18 protein-coding genes are annotated in these 16,604 nt (G+C 74.8%); 2 read left to right on the forward strand and 16 right to left on the reverse strand.

Translation table 11 applies throughout. The features are described 5' to 3' along the window. Positions 1 to 29: 29 nt before the first annotated feature. The 6 genes from G8D98_RS05290 to G8D98_RS05315 form a co-directional block, all read right to left on the reverse strand. The gene (locus G8D98_RS05290) at positions 30 to 1,037 is read right to left on the reverse strand and encodes a phosphotransferase (RefSeq protein WP_166100004.1); all 1,008 of its coding nucleotides are present in this window, start codon (positions 1,035 to 1,037) and stop codon (positions 30 to 32) included. Continuing rightward, entirely contained in the window at positions 1,030 to 1,476 is a 447-nt protein-coding gene (gene aroQ, locus G8D98_RS05295) for a type II 3-dehydroquinate dehydratase (RefSeq protein ID WP_166100007.1), read from the reverse strand. Before aroQ ends, G8D98_RS05290 begins: the two co-directional genes overlap by 8 nt. A 43-nt stretch (positions 1,477 to 1,519) precedes the next feature. Then, a complete protein-coding gene (locus G8D98_RS05300; protein ID WP_166100010.1) occupies positions 1,520 to 4,138 on the reverse strand; it encodes a DUF4153 domain-containing protein in 2,619 nt (872 codons plus the stop codon). After that, positions 4,135 to 4,830: a response regulator transcription factor gene (locus tag G8D98_RS05305; RefSeq protein ID WP_166100012.1), complete on the reverse strand. Its 696-nt coding sequence runs from the start codon at positions 4,828 to 4,830 to the stop codon at positions 4,135 to 4,137. Before G8D98_RS05305 ends, G8D98_RS05300 begins: the two co-directional genes overlap by 4 nt. Before the next feature lie 84 nt (positions 4,831 to 4,914). Further along, a complete protein-coding gene (locus G8D98_RS05310) occupies positions 4,915 to 5,598 on the reverse strand; it encodes an NADPH-dependent F420 reductase (protein ID WP_166100015.1) in 684 nt (227 codons plus the stop codon). 62 nt (positions 5,599 to 5,660) lie between these two features. Then, positions 5,661 to 6,608 (reverse strand): GlxA family transcriptional regulator, encoded by a 948-nt coding sequence (locus G8D98_RS05315; RefSeq protein ID WP_166100018.1) that lies wholly within the window; start codon positions 6,606 to 6,608, stop codon positions 5,661 to 5,663. 83 nt (positions 6,609 to 6,691) lie between these two features. Between G8D98_RS05315 and G8D98_RS05320 the strand changes: the two genes are divergently transcribed. Further along, entirely contained in the window at positions 6,692 to 6,952 is a 261-nt protein-coding gene (locus G8D98_RS05320; protein ID WP_166100020.1) for a hypothetical protein, read from the forward strand. Here G8D98_RS05320 and G8D98_RS05325 read toward each other — a convergent pair. The 10 genes from G8D98_RS05325 to G8D98_RS05370 form a co-directional block, all read right to left on the reverse strand. Beyond that, on the reverse strand, positions 6,936 to 7,700 hold the full coding sequence (locus G8D98_RS05325) for an SRPBCC family protein (protein ID WP_166100023.1): 765 nt from the start codon (positions 7,698 to 7,700) through the stop codon (positions 6,936 to 6,938). The genes G8D98_RS05320 and G8D98_RS05325 overlap by 17 nt on opposite strands. A gap of 7 nt (positions 7,701 to 7,707) precedes the next feature. Then, positions 7,708 to 8,556: an FAD binding domain-containing protein gene (locus G8D98_RS05330; RefSeq protein ID WP_166100026.1), complete on the reverse strand. Its 849-nt coding sequence runs from the start codon at positions 8,554 to 8,556 to the stop codon at positions 7,708 to 7,710. Beyond that, entirely contained in the window at positions 8,553 to 11,036 is a 2,484-nt protein-coding gene (locus G8D98_RS05335) for a xanthine dehydrogenase family protein molybdopterin-binding subunit (RefSeq protein WP_166100028.1), read from the reverse strand. The genes G8D98_RS05330 and G8D98_RS05335 overlap by 4 nt, the downstream gene beginning before the upstream one ends. Next, positions 11,033 to 11,518, reverse strand: a complete 486-nt coding sequence (locus G8D98_RS05340) for a (2Fe-2S)-binding protein (RefSeq protein ID WP_166100030.1) — start codon at positions 11,516 to 11,518, stop codon at positions 11,033 to 11,035. The genes G8D98_RS05335 and G8D98_RS05340 overlap by 4 nt, the downstream gene beginning before the upstream one ends. A gap of 148 nt (positions 11,519 to 11,666) precedes the next feature. Beyond that, positions 11,667 to 12,809: an XdhC family protein gene (locus G8D98_RS05345; protein ID WP_166100033.1), complete on the reverse strand. Its 1,143-nt coding sequence runs from the start codon at positions 12,807 to 12,809 to the stop codon at positions 11,667 to 11,669. After that, positions 12,802 to 13,929 (reverse strand): vWA domain-containing protein, encoded by a 1,128-nt coding sequence (locus G8D98_RS05350; RefSeq protein WP_166100035.1) that lies wholly within the window; start codon positions 13,927 to 13,929, stop codon positions 12,802 to 12,804. The genes G8D98_RS05345 and G8D98_RS05350 overlap by 8 nt, the downstream gene beginning before the upstream one ends. Then, the gene (locus G8D98_RS05355) at positions 13,926 to 14,816 is read right to left on the reverse strand and encodes an AAA family ATPase (protein WP_166100038.1); all 891 of its coding nucleotides are present in this window, start codon (positions 14,814 to 14,816) and stop codon (positions 13,926 to 13,928) included. Before G8D98_RS05355 ends, G8D98_RS05350 begins: the two co-directional genes overlap by 4 nt. Before the next feature lie 45 nt (positions 14,817 to 14,861). Further along, on the reverse strand, positions 14,862 to 15,200 hold the full coding sequence (locus G8D98_RS05360) for a DUF202 domain-containing protein (RefSeq protein ID WP_166100040.1): 339 nt from the start codon (positions 15,198 to 15,200) through the stop codon (positions 14,862 to 14,864). Beyond that, complete coding sequence (locus G8D98_RS05365; protein ID WP_229661808.1) at positions 15,197 to 15,574, reverse strand: YidH family protein; 378 nt, start codon at positions 15,572 to 15,574, stop codon at positions 15,197 to 15,199. Before G8D98_RS05365 ends, G8D98_RS05360 begins: the two co-directional genes overlap by 4 nt. 7 nt (positions 15,575 to 15,581) lie before the next feature. Next, positions 15,582 to 16,181 carry a nucleotidyltransferase family protein gene (locus G8D98_RS05370; protein ID WP_166100045.1) on the reverse strand — a complete coding sequence of 200 codons (600 nt, stop codon included), beginning with the start codon at positions 16,179 to 16,181 and terminating at the stop codon, positions 15,582 to 15,584. Between the two features lie 67 nt (positions 16,182 to 16,248). Here G8D98_RS05370 and G8D98_RS05375 point away from each other — a divergent pair, with 67 nt between their 5' ends. Continuing rightward, entirely contained in the window at positions 16,249 to 16,602 is a 354-nt protein-coding gene (locus G8D98_RS05375; protein WP_205859708.1) for an ArsR/SmtB family transcription factor, read from the forward strand. Positions 16,603 to 16,604 lie beyond the last annotated feature (2 nt).

Raw genomic sequence — 16,604 nt, forward strand, 5'->3', positions numbered from 1 at the left:
GTCCCCCCGATACTAGGACGTCCAAGTACCTACGCGGAAGCCGCCTGCCCGGCGGGGTCGGCGGCCGTGGCCACGAGCAGCCACGACACGGCCGCCCGACGGTGCGCGGGGTCGACCGCCGCCAGCGGCACGTCGTCGAGGAGCCGCCGCCACGAGACCGAACGGTGCAGGGCCGAGACCCGGTCCGCGGCGGGGAGCAGTGCGCGCAGCCCGCGCCGTGGGAGGTGGTCGGTCCACGGCTCGAGGGCGGCGTCGAGCACCCGCTCCGGCGCGGCCACGCTCCCCCGGCCGCGGGCCTCGAGCGCCCACAGCGGGGCGCGCAGGGCGGTCAGCGGATGTGCCCAGACCGCGTCGCCGAGGTCGATGAAGGCCATCGACCCACCGGGTGCCCGCAGGGCGTTGTCGAGGTGGAGGTCGTTGTGCTGCAGGGTCGCCGGCAGACCGCTCGCGACGAGCTCGTCGGCCGCGCGCCCCAGCATCGCGAGCCCGCCCTCCACGTGCCGGCGCTCTGCATCCTCCAGCCGCCGCGGGTCCTCCCGCGGCAGACCAGCCAGCTCCTCGGCGAACGCGGCGGCCCAGTCCGGCGCCTCCTCCTCGGGCATCGGCGGGACCCCGCTCGCGAGGACGGCGTCGGCGTGCGGCACGAGGGTGCGTTGCAGGTCGCCCCAGGCCGCCACGAGCTCGGCCCAGGCGCTCTCGGACAGGTCGGCGCCCGCCCCGAGCGGTGCCCCGAGGTCGGCCGTCGCCAGCCATCCCCGGGTGGTGTCGACGGCGAGCACGGGGGGCAGCCGCTGCGGGGAGAGCCGGGCGGCCCGGGAGACGAGCCCGGCCTCGAAGGCCTGCGAGGGCGCGTTCTCCTTGACCCAGACGGTCCCGCCGTCGGTGTCGACGCGCAGGACGGTGGACCAGAAGCGAATCCGCTCCTGGACGAGCGGGCCGGTCGGCGTGCGCCCGGCCGCCTCCAGGGCGGGCCGCAGCCACGCCTCGAGGCCGGCACGCCAGCCGTCGCTGCGCCAGAGCGCCGGGAGGTCACGCACCGCCGGCGCGCCCGGCGAGCCAGTCGACGGCCTCGGCGTAGCCGGCCACGCCGTGCCCGACGACGTGGTGGTCGCACACGTCGGCGAGGTAGGAGTGCCGCCGGAAGTCCTCCCGCGCGTGGATGTCGCTGATGTGCACCTCCACCCGGGGGACGCGGCAGGCAGCGAGCGCGTCGCGCAGCGCGACCGAGGTGTGCGTGTAGCCGGCGGCGTTGAGCACGATCCCGGCGATGCCGGCCCGCCCCTCCTGGACCCAGTCCACGAGGGTGCCCTCGTGGTTGCTCTGGCGGAAGTCGACACCCAGACCGTGCCGGTCGGCGGCCGTGACACACAGCCGCTCGACGTCCGCGAGGGTCTCCCGCCCGTAGAGCTCCGGCTCGCGCTCCCCGAGGAGGTTGAGGTTGGGGCCGTTGAGCACGAGCACGGTGCGGGCGTCCATGGCTCCGGAGCATGCCACGAGCCGCGCGGCCGTGGGCGGGTGCTCAGCCTCGGTAGTCGTCGGTGACGACCCCGATGCACTCGGGGGCGAGACCGGGCTGGGCGGCAGGCCCGAGCGTCGCGTCCTCGGCCCGGGAGCGCCCGACGTTCCAGGAGAGCCAGTCGTCCCGCTCGCCGGTGCGGGTGCGGGCGGCCTCGACGCACTGCGCGACCTCGGCGGGGAGGCGCTCGGCGATGACCGGCGTCGCGTCCGCGGAGAGAGTCGAGAGGTAGAGGGTGTCGACCCGGCCGGTCTCGGCGTACCGGTCGAGGTTGCGGGCGGCCACCCAGCCGTCGGGGTTCATCGCGACGAAGCCGAGGGTGAAGACGGCTCCGGAGACGAGGACCGTCCGGGCCACGCCGCGCCACGAGAGCCGCACCACGGCGGTGAGCAGCAGGAGCACGACGAGGCCGAGCCACAGCTCGACACCGTCGACGAACAGCCGCAGGACGGTGAAGCCGTAGGCGTCCTGGTAGAGGTCCATCCGGTACAGGGCGGAGGCGACGACGGCCAGGGTGAGCACGCCGAGGAGCCCGAGGAGGACCCGGGTCAGGACCCTCCCGCGCGCGCTGGTGCGGCCGGCCGCGCGCAGCGTGGTGGCGATGACGAGCACGGTGAGGGCCGTGGCGGCGGTCAGCTGGCCGAAGCCCTGGTGCACGTACTCGGCGTAGGTGAGCCCGGTGCTCTCCCGCAGGTACTCGTGACCGCCGAACATGGCGGTCGCCTGGGCGAGGAGGAAGCCGGCGAAGAGCGCGACGACGACGCCTACCGGGACCGCCCACTCCCACACCGGGCGCGCCCGGGTCGCCGGGGGCAGCGCGAGGTCGTCGACCGGCGGCGGGTTGAGCGCGAGGTAGGACCCCGCGAGAGTCACCCCGCCGACGAGGACGAGGACGAAACCGCGGGCGACGAGGCTGTCCCAGCCGAGGTCGGGCACGAGGGCCGACGCCCACGCGCCGAAGACCGCGTCCCCGCTGGCGAAGAGCGCGCCGAAGACGACGAGCAGGACGAGGGTGACCGCCGCGGTCCGCACGACCGGCCAGAGCAGGCGGGCCCGGCTCGTCGCGGTGATCGTCCGGCCGAGCAGGGGCAACCCCCGCAGCCCCGCCAGCGGCCAGGCCGCGGCGCCGGCGACCATCGCGAGGACGCCGTGGGCGTGGGTCATGCCCGTGGCCGCGACGACCACGGCGGTGAGCACCGACAGCACGACCACGCCGTCGGCGTCACGGACGGTGGCGGTCGTCGCGAGGACCGCGGCGAGCGCCGCACAGGCCACGGTCCACGGGTGGCTCCGATGACGCGCGACGCTCCACATCAGCCCCCCGGCCGCGAGCAGCACGATCGAGGTCGCCAGGCCGATGCCGCGGTCGACCCAGGTGGCGGCCGCGAACGCGCCGATGCCGAGCGAGGCCAGGAGCACTCCCGGCCGGGGACGGCCGTCGCGCTCGGGCCAGAAGCGCTCGACGACGTCGTCCGAGGGGCCGGACGGCCCGGCGGGCGCGGGGGCCGGGCCGGCGGCGGGCGCGGGCGTGGTGGGTGGAGCGGTCGTGGGCACGGGATCCTCCTGGTCCGGGGCGGTCGGTCGGGTGGGGACGAGCAGGTGGCCGGGGCGGTCGGCCCGCGGGGCCGTCGGGAGCCGGACGCGCAGGTGGGCACCGGTGCCCCCGGGAGGGGTCGGGACGACCTCGACGGAGCCGCCGTGCAGGTCGCTGACCCAGCGCACGATCGCCAGCCCCAGGCCGGTCCCGCCGGCGGCGTCGGCACCGGTGCCGAACCGCTCGAACACGCGCTCGGCGTCCTGCGCCGGGATGCCCGGCCCCTCGTCGCGCACCTCGAGCACCCAGTGGTCCTCGTCCTCGCGGCGCGCCTGCACGCCGACCTTCCCGCCCGGGGGGCTGTGCCGCACCGCGTTGTCCACGAGGTTGGCGACGAGCTGGGCGAGCCGCTGGGCGTCGGCGGAGACGGTCAGCCCCGGCGGCTCGACCCGCGGCAGGACGCGCACCCCGCGCTGGGCCACCCGGGCCTCCTCGGCCGCGCGGCGCAGCAGGTCCTCGACCTGCACGGAGGCCAGGACCAGCGGCGCCACCCCCGCGTCGACCCGGGAGAGGTCGAGCAGGTCCTCGACGAGCGCACTCAGCCGCTCGGCCTGCCCCAGCGCCGCCTCGAGAGCCGCCTGGTCGGGCGCCGCGACCCCGTCGACGAGGTTCTCGAGCAGTGCCCGCTGGGCGGCCAGCGGCGTGCGCAGCTCGTGCGAGACGGTGGCGACGAGCCGCCGGCGCTCGACGTCGGCGCCCGCGAGGTCGGCGGCCATCGCCGTGAACGCCCGGGCGAGCCGACCCACCTCGTCCGACGAGGTCGCCGTCACCCGCTGCCCGTAGTCCCCGGCGGCCATCCGGGCGGCCGCGGCGGTCATCTCGCGCAGCGGTGAGGTCATCCCCCGGGCGAGCCACTGGGTCACCCCGAGAGCGGCCGCGATCGTCACCGGCACGCTCGTCCACCACGGGACTCCGGCCCGGTCGGCCAGGCCGGCCACGAGCACCGCGGCGACGACGCTCGAGCCGACGAGCAGCCCGAGCTTGACCTTCAAGGAGGTGACCCCGTCGAGCGGGCGCTCGGGGTTCACGGCGAGACCTCGAGGGCGTAGCCCACCCCGTGAACGGTGCGGACGCGGTCCGGGCCGATCTTGGCGCGCAGGGCCTTGACGTGGCTGTCGAGGGTGCGGGTGCCGGAGGCGTCGCTCCAGCCCCACACCTCACGCATCAGCTCCTCGCGGGTGCGGACCGTGCCGGGGGCGGCGGCGAGGGCACAGAGCAGGTCGAACTCCAGGGGCGTCAGGTGCACGGCAGCGCCGTCGGCCTCGACCCGGCGGGCGGCGGGGTCGACGACCAGGCCCGCGAGGTCGAGGCGCCCGGTGCTGCGGGCGAGCTGCTCGGCCCGTTCGACGCGCCGCAGCAGCGCCCGCAGCCGGGCGACCACCTCGCGCATCGAGAAGGGCTTGGTCACGTAGTCGTCAGCGCCCACGCCGAGCCCGACGAGGACGTCGGTCTCCTCGTCGCGCGCGGTGAGCATGAGGACGGGCACCGGACGCAGTGCCTGGATCCGCCGGCAGACCTCGAGACCGTCGAAGCCAGGGAGCATGACGTCGAGGAGGACGGCGTCCGGCTCGTGCGTCTCGAACGCCGCGACCGCGGCCGGCCCGTCGGTGGCCTGGTGGACGGTGAACCCCTCGGCCCGCAGCCGGTCGGTGACGGCCTGGTTGATCGTCGGCTCGTCCTCGACGACGAGCACGACCGTCGGTTCGCTCCCCTCACTCATGCCGACGAGCGTAGGGAGGGCGGGGTGGACGCCGCTCGCAGCCGGTGTGGAGATCTCGTGAAGGTCCGCCCGGCGGCCCGAGGATCACATGTCGCGGTAGCGCCGGGCCGCGGCGAGCAGCTCGCGCACGCGGTCCGCGCCGGCGGCGACCGGGTGGTCCCAGTCGTCGCCGTCGATGTACATGCCGGCGTACGCCGCGGTGTCGCGCTGGGTGCGCCAGCCCTCGGCGAGGGGGCCGACGTCGTAGGCGTCGTAGCCGATGGCGTCGAGGAAGGTGACCACCTGGCCCTTGGCGTCCGGGTCGTCGCCCGCCATGGTGAGCGTCGCCCGGTCCGGGGCCCCTGCGGGGCGCGCGAGCTCGGCCAGGTGCCGGAAGAAGATGTTGTTGAACACCTTGACGACCCGGCTGTCCGGGAGCTGGCCCTGGACGAGCTCGCTCGTCGTCGTGCTCTCGTCCTCGAGCGCCGGCACCCGGCCGTCGCGCTCGGGGTAGTAGTTGATGGTGTCCATGACAACCTTGCCGGCGAGCGGCCCGGCGGGGAGGTCGCCGAGAGCCTTCAGCGGCACCGTGACGACGGCGAGGTCCGCGGCCGCGGCGGCCTCCTCCCGGGTCGCGGCCCGGGCGCGGGGGCCGAGGTCACCGACGAGGTCGGCCAGGGTCTGCGGGCCGCGCGAGTTGCTGAGCACGACGTCGTACCCGGCGCCGGTGGCGAGCCGGGCGAGGGTGCCGCCGATGTTCCCTGCTCCGATGAGTCCGATGGTGGTCATGCGGGGGCCAACACCGGCGCGCACCTCCCCCATTCCGGGCGGTGGCCGGGCCGGGTGGTGGCTCAGGCCGGGCTGCGGTGCTGGCTGCGGAACGCCGTCGGGGACAGCCCGGTCGAGCGGGTGAAGTGGTGGCGCAGCAGGGCGGCGCTCCCGAAGCCGGCCTCCCCCGCCACCTGTTCGACCGGCAGGTCGCTCTCCTCGAGCAGCTCACGCGCGCGCAGGACGCGCTGGTCGGTGAGCCACTGGTGCGGCGTCGTCCCGGTCTCGGCGCCGAAGCGGCGGGCGAAGGTACGCGGCGACATCGAGGCCCTCCGGGCGAGGTCGGCGACGCTGTGCTGCTCGCCGAGGTGCTCGGCCATGAAGGCGAGGACGCCCCCGAGCGACTCGGCGTCGGTGGTCGGCACCGGGCGGTCGATGAACTGCCGCTGGCCACCGTCCCGGTGCGGGGGGACGACCATCCGGCGGGCGATGCGCGACGCGGCCCCGGCCCCGAGCTCGGTGCGGACCAGGTGGAGGCAGGCGTCGATGCCGGCGGCGGTCCCGGCCGAGGTGATGACGGTGCCGTCCTGGACGTAGAGCACGTCGGGGTCCACGGTGGCCCGCGGGTACCGCTCGGCGAGGTCGGCGGCGTGCATCCAGTGGGTCGTGCAGCGCCTGCCGTCGAGGATGCCGGCGGCCGCCAGGGTGAAGGCTCCCGAGCACACCGACAGCACCCAGGCACCCCGGTCGACGGCGTCCCGCAGCAACCGGACGACAGCGGGCGAGGGGGTCGCGGACGTGCCGGGCACGGCGAGGAGGTCGGCGTCGGCGGCGGCCTCGAGCCCGTGGGTCGCGGTGAGGCTCGTGCCGTGCTCCGCCGCGAGGAGGCCGGCAGGCTCGGCGCACACCCGGTAGTCGAAGGGCTCGATGCCGTCGCCGGAGCGGTCGGTGGCGAAGACCTCGTCGAGGACGGCGTACTCGAAGAGGCCGACCGGCTCCTGGAGGACGACGGCGACCGAGCGAAGGGCCATGGCGGTCAGTATGGCAGGAAATGGTCGGAAGGCGGCAAACCTGCCACTGGTGGCAGGTGTTGCACGGGCGTCAAGATCGAGTCATGGACACGCTCACCGACCTTCTCCGCTTCCTCCTGCAGCTCGGCGCGTTCGTCGTCGTCTTCGGCCCGCTCGTCGTCCTCGTCGAGATGGCCCACCTGCGGTCCGAGGCCGAGGGCCGCTCGGTCCGCTCCTTCCCCACCGACGACCGCGACGCCGACGCCCGCCGGGTGGCCGCCGAGCTGCGTGCCCTCCACGCGGCGGCGGCCCCGGTGCCGAAGCTTCGAGGCCGCCGTCACGTGTGGGTCAGCCGCGACCGATGAGCCACCCGATGAGGATGCCGACGACCCCGACGACGACGTAGGGGGCGTAGGTCCGCAGCAGCACGGGCAGCACGGTGGTGCCGAGGTCGATCGCGTCCTCGGAGCGGGGGGGCTCCGCTCGCGGCGCGCTCGGCGCGGCCGTGGCCGGCTCCGCGGCACCCGAGGGCGGCGGCTCCGGGGTGGGTGCCGGCTCGGGCTCGGCGGACGCGGCATCGGGCGCGGGGGCCCCGACGGCCGGCGACACCGGTGCGCTCTCCCCTTCCGGGGCCGGCGCCGCCACCGGCGCGGTCGAGGGCGGCGCGGCGGGGCCGGCCAGCCGACCCTCGATGCACGCGACGAACTGGCCGAGCAGCTTGTCGGAGACGTCCTGCATGACGCCCCGGCCGAACTGGGCCGGCTTGCCGGTGACCGCGAGGTCGGTGACGACGTCGACGCGGGTGCCCTCGCCCGCCGGCTCGAGCCGGACGGTGACCGTGGCACCGGCCGTGCCGTTGCCCCGCTTGTCCTTTCCCTTGGCCTCGATGACCGCGTGGTGGGCCGCGTCGTCCCGCTCGAGGAACCGGCCGGTCCCGGCGTACTGCAGGGCGATCGGGCCGAGCTTGACCTTGACGGTGCCGGAGAAGCCCTCGTCGGTCACCTCGGTCACCGTCGCCCCCGGGAAGCAGCCGCCGACCTGCTCGAGGTCGGTGAACGTGGCCCACGCGGTGTCGACGTCGGCGGGAACGGTGAAGTCGTGCCTGAGCTCCATGGGCCGCTCAGCCCGCCATCGCCGAACGGACCGCACGCCGGGTGAGCACGGTCGCCAGGTGCCGGCGGTAGTCGGCGTCCCCGTTGAGGTCGCTCGGTGGGTGGGTGCCCTCGGCGGCGGCGGCGCAGGCCGCCTCGAGGTCGTCCGCGGAGGCGCCGACGAGCGCACGCTCGACGGCGGTCGCCCGCAGCGGGGTCGAGCCCATGTTCGTCAGCCCCACCCGGGCCTCGGCGACCGAGCCGCTCTCGACGCGGACGGTTGCGGCGACCCCGACGATCGACCACTGGTGGGCGACCCGGACGAACTTCTCGTAGGCGCACCCCCAGCCGGTGTGCTTGGGGATGCGGACCTCGGTGAGCAGCTCACCGTCGCCGACCGCGGTCTCGAACAGGTCCTGGAAGAAGTCGCCGGCCGCCACCGTCCGCTCGCCCCCGGGGCCGACGACCACCATCGTCGCCTCGAGCGCGAGGACGGGCGCCCCGACGTCGCCGGCCGGGTCGGCGTGCACGAGGGCCCCACCGAGGGTGCCGCGGTGGCGGATCTGCGGGTCGGCGACGGTCTCGACGGCGACGGCGAGCAGCCGGGCGTGCTCGCGGACGAGCGCGTCCTCGACGATGTCGCTGTACGGGGTCATCGCCCCGATGGCGAGGTGGTCGCCGGCGTCGCGGACCCCGCGCAGGGCCTCGACCCGGCCGAGGTCGACGACCGTCTCGGGGGCGTTGAGCCGCATCCGCAGGATCGGCAGGAGGGACTGGCCGCCGGCGAGGACCTTGGCGTCCTCGCCCGCCTCGGCCAGGGCCGAGAGCGCCTCCTCGACGCTCGTCGGGGCCACATAGTCGAAGGCTGCGGGGATCACTGGGCTGCTCCGTCCGTCGTGCCGGCCGCGGGGTCCTGGTTGGGGGTGCCCTCGTCGAAGTGCGCCTGCTGGGTGGGGGTGGGCCCCGCGTCCTGGGTGCCACCGGCGCTGCGGATGGCCTTCCAGACCCGTTCGGGGGTGCACGGCATCTGGATGTCGTCGATGCCGAGCGGCCGCACGGCGTCGACGATCGCGTTGACCACCGCGGGGGTCGAGGCGATCGTGCCGGCCTCGCCGACCCCCTTGGTGCCGAGGCTGTTGGAGGTCGCCGGGGAGGTCGTGTGGTCGGTGACGAAGCTGATCGTGTCGGCCGCCGTCGGCAGGGTGTAGTCGACGAACGAGCCGGAGACCAGGGTTCCCTGCTCGTCGTACTCCGCGCCCTCCCACAGGGCCTGGGCGATCCCCTGGACCAGCCCGCCGTGCACCTGCCCCTCGACGATGAGCGGGTTGATGATGTTGCCGATGTCGTCGACGCAGACGTACTTGCGCATCGTGCTCTGGCCGGTCTCGGTGTCGACCTCCATGGCGCACAGGTGGGTGCCGTGCGGGAAGGAGAAGTTCACCGGGTCGAAGGTGGCGTCGGCGTCGATGCTCGGCTCGAGGCCCTCCGGGTAGTCGTGTCCCGTCCAGACCGACAGCGCGACGTCCGAGATGCCGACGCCCTTGTCGGTGCCCTTGACGGTGAACCTGCCGCCGGCGAACTCGAGGTCGTCGACGCTGGCCTCGAGCATGTGCGCCGCCAGCGGCCGCGCCTTCTCGATGACCTTGTCGGCGGCGCGCACGAGGGCCTCACCCCCGACGACGAGCGACCGGGAGCCGTAGGTGTCCATCCCCTTCGGTGCGATCTGGGTGTCGCCGTGGAGGACCTCGACGCTCTCGAAGGGCACGCCGAGCCGGTCGGCGACGATCTGGCTCCACGCCGTCTCGTGCCCCTGGCCGTGGGCGGACACCCCGGTGATGACCTCGACGGTGCCGGTGGCGAGCATCCGGATGCTCGCGGTCTCCCAGCCACCCGCGCCGTAGTTGAGCGAGCCGAGCACCCGGGAGGGGGCCAGGCCGCACATCTCGGTGAAGGTGGAGACGCCGATGCCCAGCTGGACCGGGTCCCCGGCGTCGCGGCGGCGCTGCTGCTCGGCGCGCAGCTCGTCGTACCCGAAGAGCTCGGTGGCCTTGGCCGTCGCCGCCTCGTAGTTGCCCGAGTCGTAGGTCATCCCGGCCACGGTCGTGAAGGGGAACTCCTCGTGCCTGATCCAGTTCTTCTCGCGGATCTGCAGCGGGTCGACCCCGACCTCCGCGGCGAGCTCGTCCATGAGCCGCTCGATGGCGAAGGTCGCCTCCGGGCGACCGGCGCCGCGGTAGGCGTCGACCCACGTCTTGTTCGTGTAGTAGTTCGTGCAGTTGAACTGGTAGGCGGGGAACTTGTAGATCGAGTTGAACATCCAGGCGCCCAGGACGGGCACGCCGCCGCCGACGATCGCCGCGTACGCGCCGAGGTCGCAGGTCAGCTCCACCTTGAGGCCGGTGACCGTGCCGTCCCGCTCGGCGCACAGCGTGAGCTTCTGCCACTGGTCACGGCCGTGGTGGGCCGAGACCATCGTCTCGGAGCGGGTCTCGGTGTACTTGACCGGCTTGCCGAGCTTGCGGGCGACAGCGAGGGTGACGAACTCCTCCGGCGTCGACTGCAGCTTGCCGCCGAAGCCGCCGCCGACGTCCGGGGCGATGACCCGGATCTTGGACTCGGGCAGCCCGGTGGTCGCGGCGATGCAGAAGCGCAGGATGTGCGGCACCTGGGTCGCCGACCACATGACGACCTGCTCCCCGGTCGGGTCGACGACCGTGGAGCGGGGCTCCATGAAGGCCGGGATGAGCCGCTGCTGGCGGTACTCGCGCTCGATGACGATGCCACCCTCGCGCGCCCTGGCGATGGCCTCCTCGACGTCGCCGCCGGTGCCCGCCTCTTGGGAGTCCAGCTGCCAGAACGCGCTCTTGTTCGTCCCGAGGTCGGGGTGGGCGAGCACCTCGTCGGTCGTGGCCGCCTTGAGGTCGAGCACGGCCGGGAGCTCCTCGTAGTCGACGTCGACGAGCTCGGCGGCGTCGCGGGCGACGGCCGCACTGCGAGCGGCGACGACGGCCACGATCTCGCCCGAGTGCGACACCCGCTCCAGCGGCATCGGCAGGTGGTCGGGGCTCTTCTGGTCCGGCGTGATCGGCCAGGCCGTGATGTTGACGCCCTGGATGTCGGCGATGTCGTGGCCGGTGAAGACCGCGACGACGCCCGGCAGCGCGCGCGCCTGCTCGGTCTCGACCGAGGTGATCCGCGCGTGCGCGAACGGGCTGCGCACCATCGCCAGGTGGAGCATGCCGGGCAGCTGGATGTTGTCGGTCCACCGGGTGCGCCCGGTGACGAGCCGCTCGTCCTCCTTGCGGCGGCGGGCGGCGCCGATCTCCGGGGTGCGAGGGCGGTCCTCGATGGCGGTCATCGCGCCACGCTCCCCTCGCCGGCCATCGACTCCGCGGCCGCGGCCACCGCCTTGACGATGTTGTGGTAGCCGGTGCACCGGCACAGGTTGCCCTCGAGCCCGGTGCGGATCTCCTCCTCCGAGGGGTGCGGGTTCTCGCGCAGCAGGTCGACCGCCTGCATGATCATCCCGGGGGTGCAGTAGCCGCACTGGAGGGCGTGGTTGTCGTGGAAGGCGGCCTGCATCGGGTGCAGCCCGCCTCCGGTGGCCAGGCCCTCGATCGTCGTCACCTCGTGGCCGTCGGCCTGGACGGCGAGCACGGTGCAGGACTTCACGCTGCGACCGTCGAGATGGACGGTGCAGGCTCCGCAGTTGCTCGTGTCGCACCCGACGACGGTGCCGACCTTGCCGAGCACCTCGCGCAGGTAGTGGACGAGCAGCATCCGGGGTTCGACGTCGTCGGCGTACGAGGCGCCGTCGACCGAGACGGTGATCCGAGTCATCGTTGACTCCTTCACGAGGGACCGGGGGTCGTGAGCGTGATCTTGCTTCACCGGCGCCCCGGTGACAAGCACTTCCGCCCACCGAAGGTCCCCGCACGCCGCCTCGGCCCCTTTCCCGACGGGAAAACCCTCCCCGGTGCCCGCCGGCTCAGCGGGCCGCGCCCGAGTGGTGGATCGGCCCGCTGACGTCCTGGAGGCGCCGTCCGTGGCCGCCCCACTGGCGGGCGACGATCTCGGCGGCGATGGACACCGCCGTCTCCTGCGGGGTGCGGGCGCCGAGGTCGAGGCCGATCGGGCTGGAGAGCCGGGTGAGCTCGTCAGCGGAGACCCCGGCCGCCCGCAGCCGCTCGAGGCGGTCCTCGTGGGTGCGCCGGCTGCCCATCGCGCCGACGTAGGCGACCTCGGGAAGCCGCAGCGCCAGCTCGAGCACCGGGACGTCGAACTTCGGGTCGTGGGTGAGGACGCACACGACGGTGCGCCCGTCGACCCGCCCCTGCTCCGCCTCGCGCGCCAGGTAGCGGTGCGGCCACTCGACGACGACCTCGTCGGCCGCCGGGAAGCGGCTCGTCGTGGCGAAGACCGGGCGCGCGTCGCACACCGTTACCCGGTAGCCGAGGAAGGAGCCGACGTGCGCGACGGCGGCCGCGAAGTCGATCGCCCCGAAGACGAGCATCCGGGGCCGGGGGGCGAAAGCGGAGACGAACACGCGCATCCCCTCGCCGCGCCGCTCACCGTCGGGGCCGTAGGTCAGGGTCTCGGTACGCCCGGCGGCGAGCAGGCCGCGTGCGTCGTCGAGGACCGCCGCGTCGGCACGTGCCGAGCCCAGGGCTCCGGTCACCGGCTCGTCGGCGTCCTCGGGGCGCACGACGAGGCGTCTGCCGACCCATGCCGGGTCCGGGTGCTCGATCGTCGTGGCCACGGCGACCGGCCGCCCGGCGGCGACGTCGTCGGCGACCGCACCCAGCTCGGGGAAGGTCTCCTGCGAGACCGGCTCGACGAAGACGTCGAGGATTCCGCCGCAGGTCAGCCCGACGGCGAAGGCGTCGTCGTCGGACACCCCGTAGCGCTGCAGCACCGGGGCGCCGGTCGTCAGGACCTCGCCGGAGAGCTCGTACACGGCCCCCTCGACGCACCCCCCGGAGACCGACCCGACCGCCTCACCGGCCGGGCCGAGGAGCATCGAGGCGCCGGCCGGCCGGGGAGCCGAGCGGAAGGTCGCGACGACGGTGGCGACACCGACGCGTTCCCCCGCGCGCCACCACCGCACGAGGTCGTCCAGGACGTCACGCATGCGCGACCACCTCCGTCAGCTCCTCGAAGGCCGCCATCGAGTGCCCGGCGACGAGGGCGTCGACGTGCGGCAGCACCGCCATGATGCCCCCCTGGACCGGTGCGTACCCCGCCTTGCCGCGATGGGGGTTGACCCAGACGACCCGGTGGGCGACCGCGGCGAGCCGGCGGACCTGCTCACCGAGGGCCTGCGGGTCGTCCCGCTCCCAGCCGTCGCTGAACACGACGACGACGGCTCCCCGAGCCATGCCGCGCCGGCCCCAGCGGTCGAGGAAGACCTTGACGCCCTCGGCCAGCCGGGTCCCACCCGACCAGTCCGGGATGGCCTCACCCGCGGCCACGATCGCGCGGTCGGGGTCGCGCACGTGCAGGGGCCGGGTGATGTGCGTCAGCCGGGTCCCGAGGGTGAACACCTCGGTCGGCACGCCGGCCGTGCAGTACGCGTGCGCCAGCCGGACCAGCGCGTCGGCGTAGGCGCTCATCGACCCGGAGACGTCGACGAGCAGGACCACCCGGCGGGCCCGGCTGCCGCGGCGGCGCCACGCGACCTCGCCCGGCTCGCCCATGCGGCGCAGGGTGGCGCGCAGCGTGCGGCGGGCGTCCACGCCGCCGCGCGCCGCGACCTGCCAGCGGTGCGCCCGGCGGCGCGGTGCGCGGGGACGCAGCCGCGCGAACAGCCGGGCCAGCTCCTCGCGTTCGTCGCGCGAGAGGGTGGCGACGTCGCGCCGGCGCAGCACCTCGGTCCCCGACGCCCGGGCACGGACGTCCTCGGACTCGGGCGGGCCCCCGTCCACCGACCCGCTCGAGGCGAGCGGCGCCTGGGCCGAGACCCGGGGCGGGGGGTCGCGCCGCGCCCAGCCGGCACGGGTCCCGCCGAACCACTCGGCGAAGACGAGGTCGTGCCGCTCGAGGTCCGCCGGAGAGGTGCACAGGGTCGCCCGGCCGGCGTGGTAGGCGCCGGCGGCGGACCCCAGCCCGAGCGCCGCCACCGCCTCGAGGTAGGTGCGCTCCCGGTCGGCGGTGACGTGGACGCCGGCCGCGCGCAGCGCCCGGGCGAACCCGAGGAGCACCTCCTCCGGCGGGTGGCGGTCCCCCGCGGTGACCGGCTGGGTGGTGCTCACGGCGTGAGCATGACGTCGAGCGCTCGCTTGACCCGCTCGGCGTCCTCCCGGTACTTCACGGCGACCCCGAGGGTGGCCGCGGCGGTCTCGGTGTCGAGGTTGCGGGTCCCGAGCTCGTGGAGGGCACGGGCCCAGTCCAGGGTCTCCGCGACGCCGGGCGGCTTGAGCAGCTCGCCGTCGGCGCGGATGCCGTGGACGAGGCGGACCACCTGACCCGCCAGCGCCTCGGGCACCTCGGGGGCGCGGGCCCGCAGGATCGCCAGCTCGCGCTCGATGCCGGGGTGCTCGAGCCAGTGGTAGAGGCAGCGGCGCTTGAGGGCGTCGTGCAGCTCGCGGGTGCGGTTCGAGGTGAGCAGGACGACCGGGGGCGTGGCGGCGGTGACCGTGCCGAGCTCGGGGATGGTCACCTGCCACGTCGAGAGCACCTCGAGCAGGAAGGCCTCGAACTCGTCGTCCGCCCGGTCGACCTCGTCGACGAGGAGCACGGCGGGGGCCTCCCGCAGGGCGCGCAGCACCGGGCGGGCCAGGAGGAAGCGCTCGTCGAAGAGGTCGGCCTCGACCGCGTCGACGTCCGTGACCCCGCCCGTGGTCGCCTCGAGGGCCCGCACGTGCAGGATCTGGCGGGGGAAGTCCCAGTCGTAGAGGGCCTGGGTGGCGTCGATCCCCTCGTAGCACTGGAGGCGGACCAGCGGCAGCGCCAGCGTCTCGGCCAGCGCCTCGGCGAGGGCGGTCTTGCCGGTGCCGGGCTCGCCCTCGGTGAGCAGCGGTCGCCCGAGCCGCAGTGCGAGCCAGGCGACGGTCGCGAGCGCGTCGTCGGCGAGGTACCCGGTGCCGGCCAGGCCGCTCGCGAGGTCGGCGGCGCTGGCGAAGCTCGTCCTGGGGTCCATGGCCGACAGCATCACCCAGGAGCGGCGCTCAGGGAAGGAGGACGCTCACAGCAGGGTCGCGACGGCGGCGGCCAGCTCGCCGACGGACAGGGCGCCGATCACCGCGGCCACCACGGCGACGAGCCGGCCGTCGCTGAGCACCGAGAAGCGGGGGTCCTGCGGGTGGTCCTGCCCGAGCCGCCGTTGCCGCAGCGTGCCGAGGACGACGTAGAGCGCCATGGCGGCGGTCAGGGCGGTGGGCGCGAGCACCGCCGGCCCGAGCGAGTCCAGGGTGAGCCGGCCGATGGTCAGCGACCCGACGAGCAGCGCGAGGCCGGTGCGCCGCCAGGCGAGCGTCGTGCGCTCCTGCTGCATCCCCGGGTCGCGGACCAGCTCCTCCCTCACGTGAGGGCCCGGGTGATGCTCGCGATGCCGAGGACCAGCCCGACGACGCCTGCCGCGGCGACGACGACGACCATCGCCGGGTTCCCGGGAAGGGCGGCGTCCTCACGCATCGCGCGTTCGGTGCGTGCCCAGTTCCACCACGCGGAGCCGGCGGTGAGCATCCCGGCGAGGGCGAGCAGCGCGGCGAGGAGGGACTGCACGACGTGGTGGAGGGGCAGGTCGAGCGCGTCCAGGGCGGCGGCACCGGCGAGCAGGGCCAGGCCGGTGCGGGCCCACGCGAGGAAGGTGCGCTCGTTGGCCAGCGAGAAGCGCGGGTCCGGGTCGCTCCCGTGGTCGTAGACCTGCCGGGGCCAGCGTCGTCTGCTCTCGCTCACGTGGCCATCATCCCGGAGCGCCATCGAGGTCCTGCGGGGTGTCGGCGTCCTTGCCCGTCGCCAGGTCGCCGCACTCGACCACCGTCGGCGGGTGCGTGCCCAGGTGGTCACGGGCCCCGCGGTCGCCGCGGACCGAGTGACGCAGCTCCTCCCAGTGCTCCCGCCCCAGGAGGACGGGGTGCCCCGGAACGCCGGCGAACTCGGCCCGCAGGAGCATCGAGGGACCGCGGCCCCGGCCGGCCGAGAGCACCCGTCGGTAGACGCGGGTGCCGACGTCGGGCAGGTCCACGAGGGTGACCAGGGCCGCCTCGACCTCGCCCGGTGAGGTCTGCGAGAGATGCCCGAGACCGGTGCGCAGCGAGGCTCCCATCCCCTCGCGCCAGTCCGGGGCGAGGACGAGCTCGCCGCCGGCCTGCTCGGCGAGCGGGCCGGCCTCCTCGGCGCCCGCACCGAGGACGACGACGACGCGCTCGAGACCGGCGTGCAGCAGGCGGTCGAGCGTCGTCTCGAGCAGGGTCGGCTCCCCCGGAGCCGCCCGCACGAGCGCCTTCGGGCCGCCCATCCGGCGCCCGGCCCCCGCGGCGAGAAGCAGCCCGACCGTCGTCATGACGGCCAGCCTGTCACGGCAGCCTCGGGGGCTCGACCGCCGTCCATTCATCGACTAAACTAGATCAATGGATCGAATGCCGCTCACCGACGACGAGGCGACCCTCTTCGCCTCGTGGTTCCACGCCCTGTCCGACCCGACGCGCATCCGGATCCTCAACCTCCTCTCGACCACCGGCGACGAGCTCGGGGTCGGGACGATCGTCGACACCCTGGCCCTGCGCCAGTCGACCGCCTCGCACCACCTCAAGGTGCTCCACGACGTCGGGTTCCTCCGCCGCCGTCGGCACGGCACCAGCGTGCTCTACCGCGTCAACGCCAACTGCCTCGAGCGCTTCCCCTCCGCTGCCGACCTGGTGATGGGCCGGCTGCGGGTCGACGCGGCGCCGACGGCCCCCGGGTGGGTCGCCGAACCGGCCTGACC

Source organism: Phycicoccus endophyticus, from assembly GCF_011326735.1.
Lineage (GTDB): Bacteria > Actinomycetota > Actinomycetes > Actinomycetales > Dermatophilaceae > Phycicoccus > Phycicoccus endophyticus.

What these genes read in the sequence shown, in the direction of transcription:
- aroQ (WP_166100007.1), bottom strand. Translation starts at nt 1,476, where the DNA reads ATGGACGCCCGCACCGTGCTCGTGCTCAACGGCCCCAACCTCAACCTC.
- G8D98_RS05325 (WP_166100023.1), bottom strand. Translation starts at nt 7,700, where the DNA reads ATGGAGCTCAGGCACGACTTCACCGTTCCCGCCGACGTCGACACCGCG.
- G8D98_RS05320 (WP_166100020.1), top strand. Translation starts at nt 6,692, where the DNA reads ATGGACACGCTCACCGACCTTCTCCGCTTCCTCCTGCAGCTCGGCGCG.
- G8D98_RS05340 (WP_166100030.1), bottom strand. Translation starts at nt 11,518, where the DNA reads ATGACTCGGATCACCGTCTCGGTCGACGGCGCCTCGTACGCCGACGAC.
- G8D98_RS05375 (WP_205859708.1), top strand. Translation starts at nt 16,249, where the DNA reads ATGGATCGAATGCCGCTCACCGACGACGAGGCGACCCTCTTCGCCTCG.
- G8D98_RS05305 (WP_166100012.1), bottom strand. Translation starts at nt 4,830, where the DNA reads ATGAGTGAGGGGAGCGAACCGACGGTCGTGCTCGTCGTCGAGGACGAG.
- G8D98_RS05355 (WP_166100038.1), bottom strand. Translation starts at nt 14,816, where the DNA reads ATGGACCCCAGGACGAGCTTCGCCAGCGCCGCCGACCTCGCGAGCGGC.
- G8D98_RS05310 (WP_166100015.1), bottom strand. Translation starts at nt 5,598, where the DNA reads ATGACCACCATCGGACTCATCGGAGCAGGGAACATCGGCGGCACCCTC.
- G8D98_RS05315 (WP_166100018.1), bottom strand. Translation starts at nt 6,608, where the DNA reads ATGGCCCTTCGCTCGGTCGCCGTCGTCCTCCAGGAGCCGGTCGGCCTC.
- G8D98_RS05370 (WP_166100045.1), bottom strand. Translation starts at nt 16,181, where the DNA reads ATGACGACGGTCGGGCTGCTTCTCGCCGCGGGGGCCGGGCGCCGGATG.
- G8D98_RS05335 (WP_166100028.1), bottom strand. Translation starts at nt 11,036, where the DNA reads ATGACCGCCATCGAGGACCGCCCTCGCACCCCGGAGATCGGCGCCGCC.
- G8D98_RS05345 (WP_166100033.1), bottom strand. Translation starts at nt 12,809, where the DNA reads ATGCGTGACGTCCTGGACGACCTCGTGCGGTGGTGGCGCGCGGGGGAA.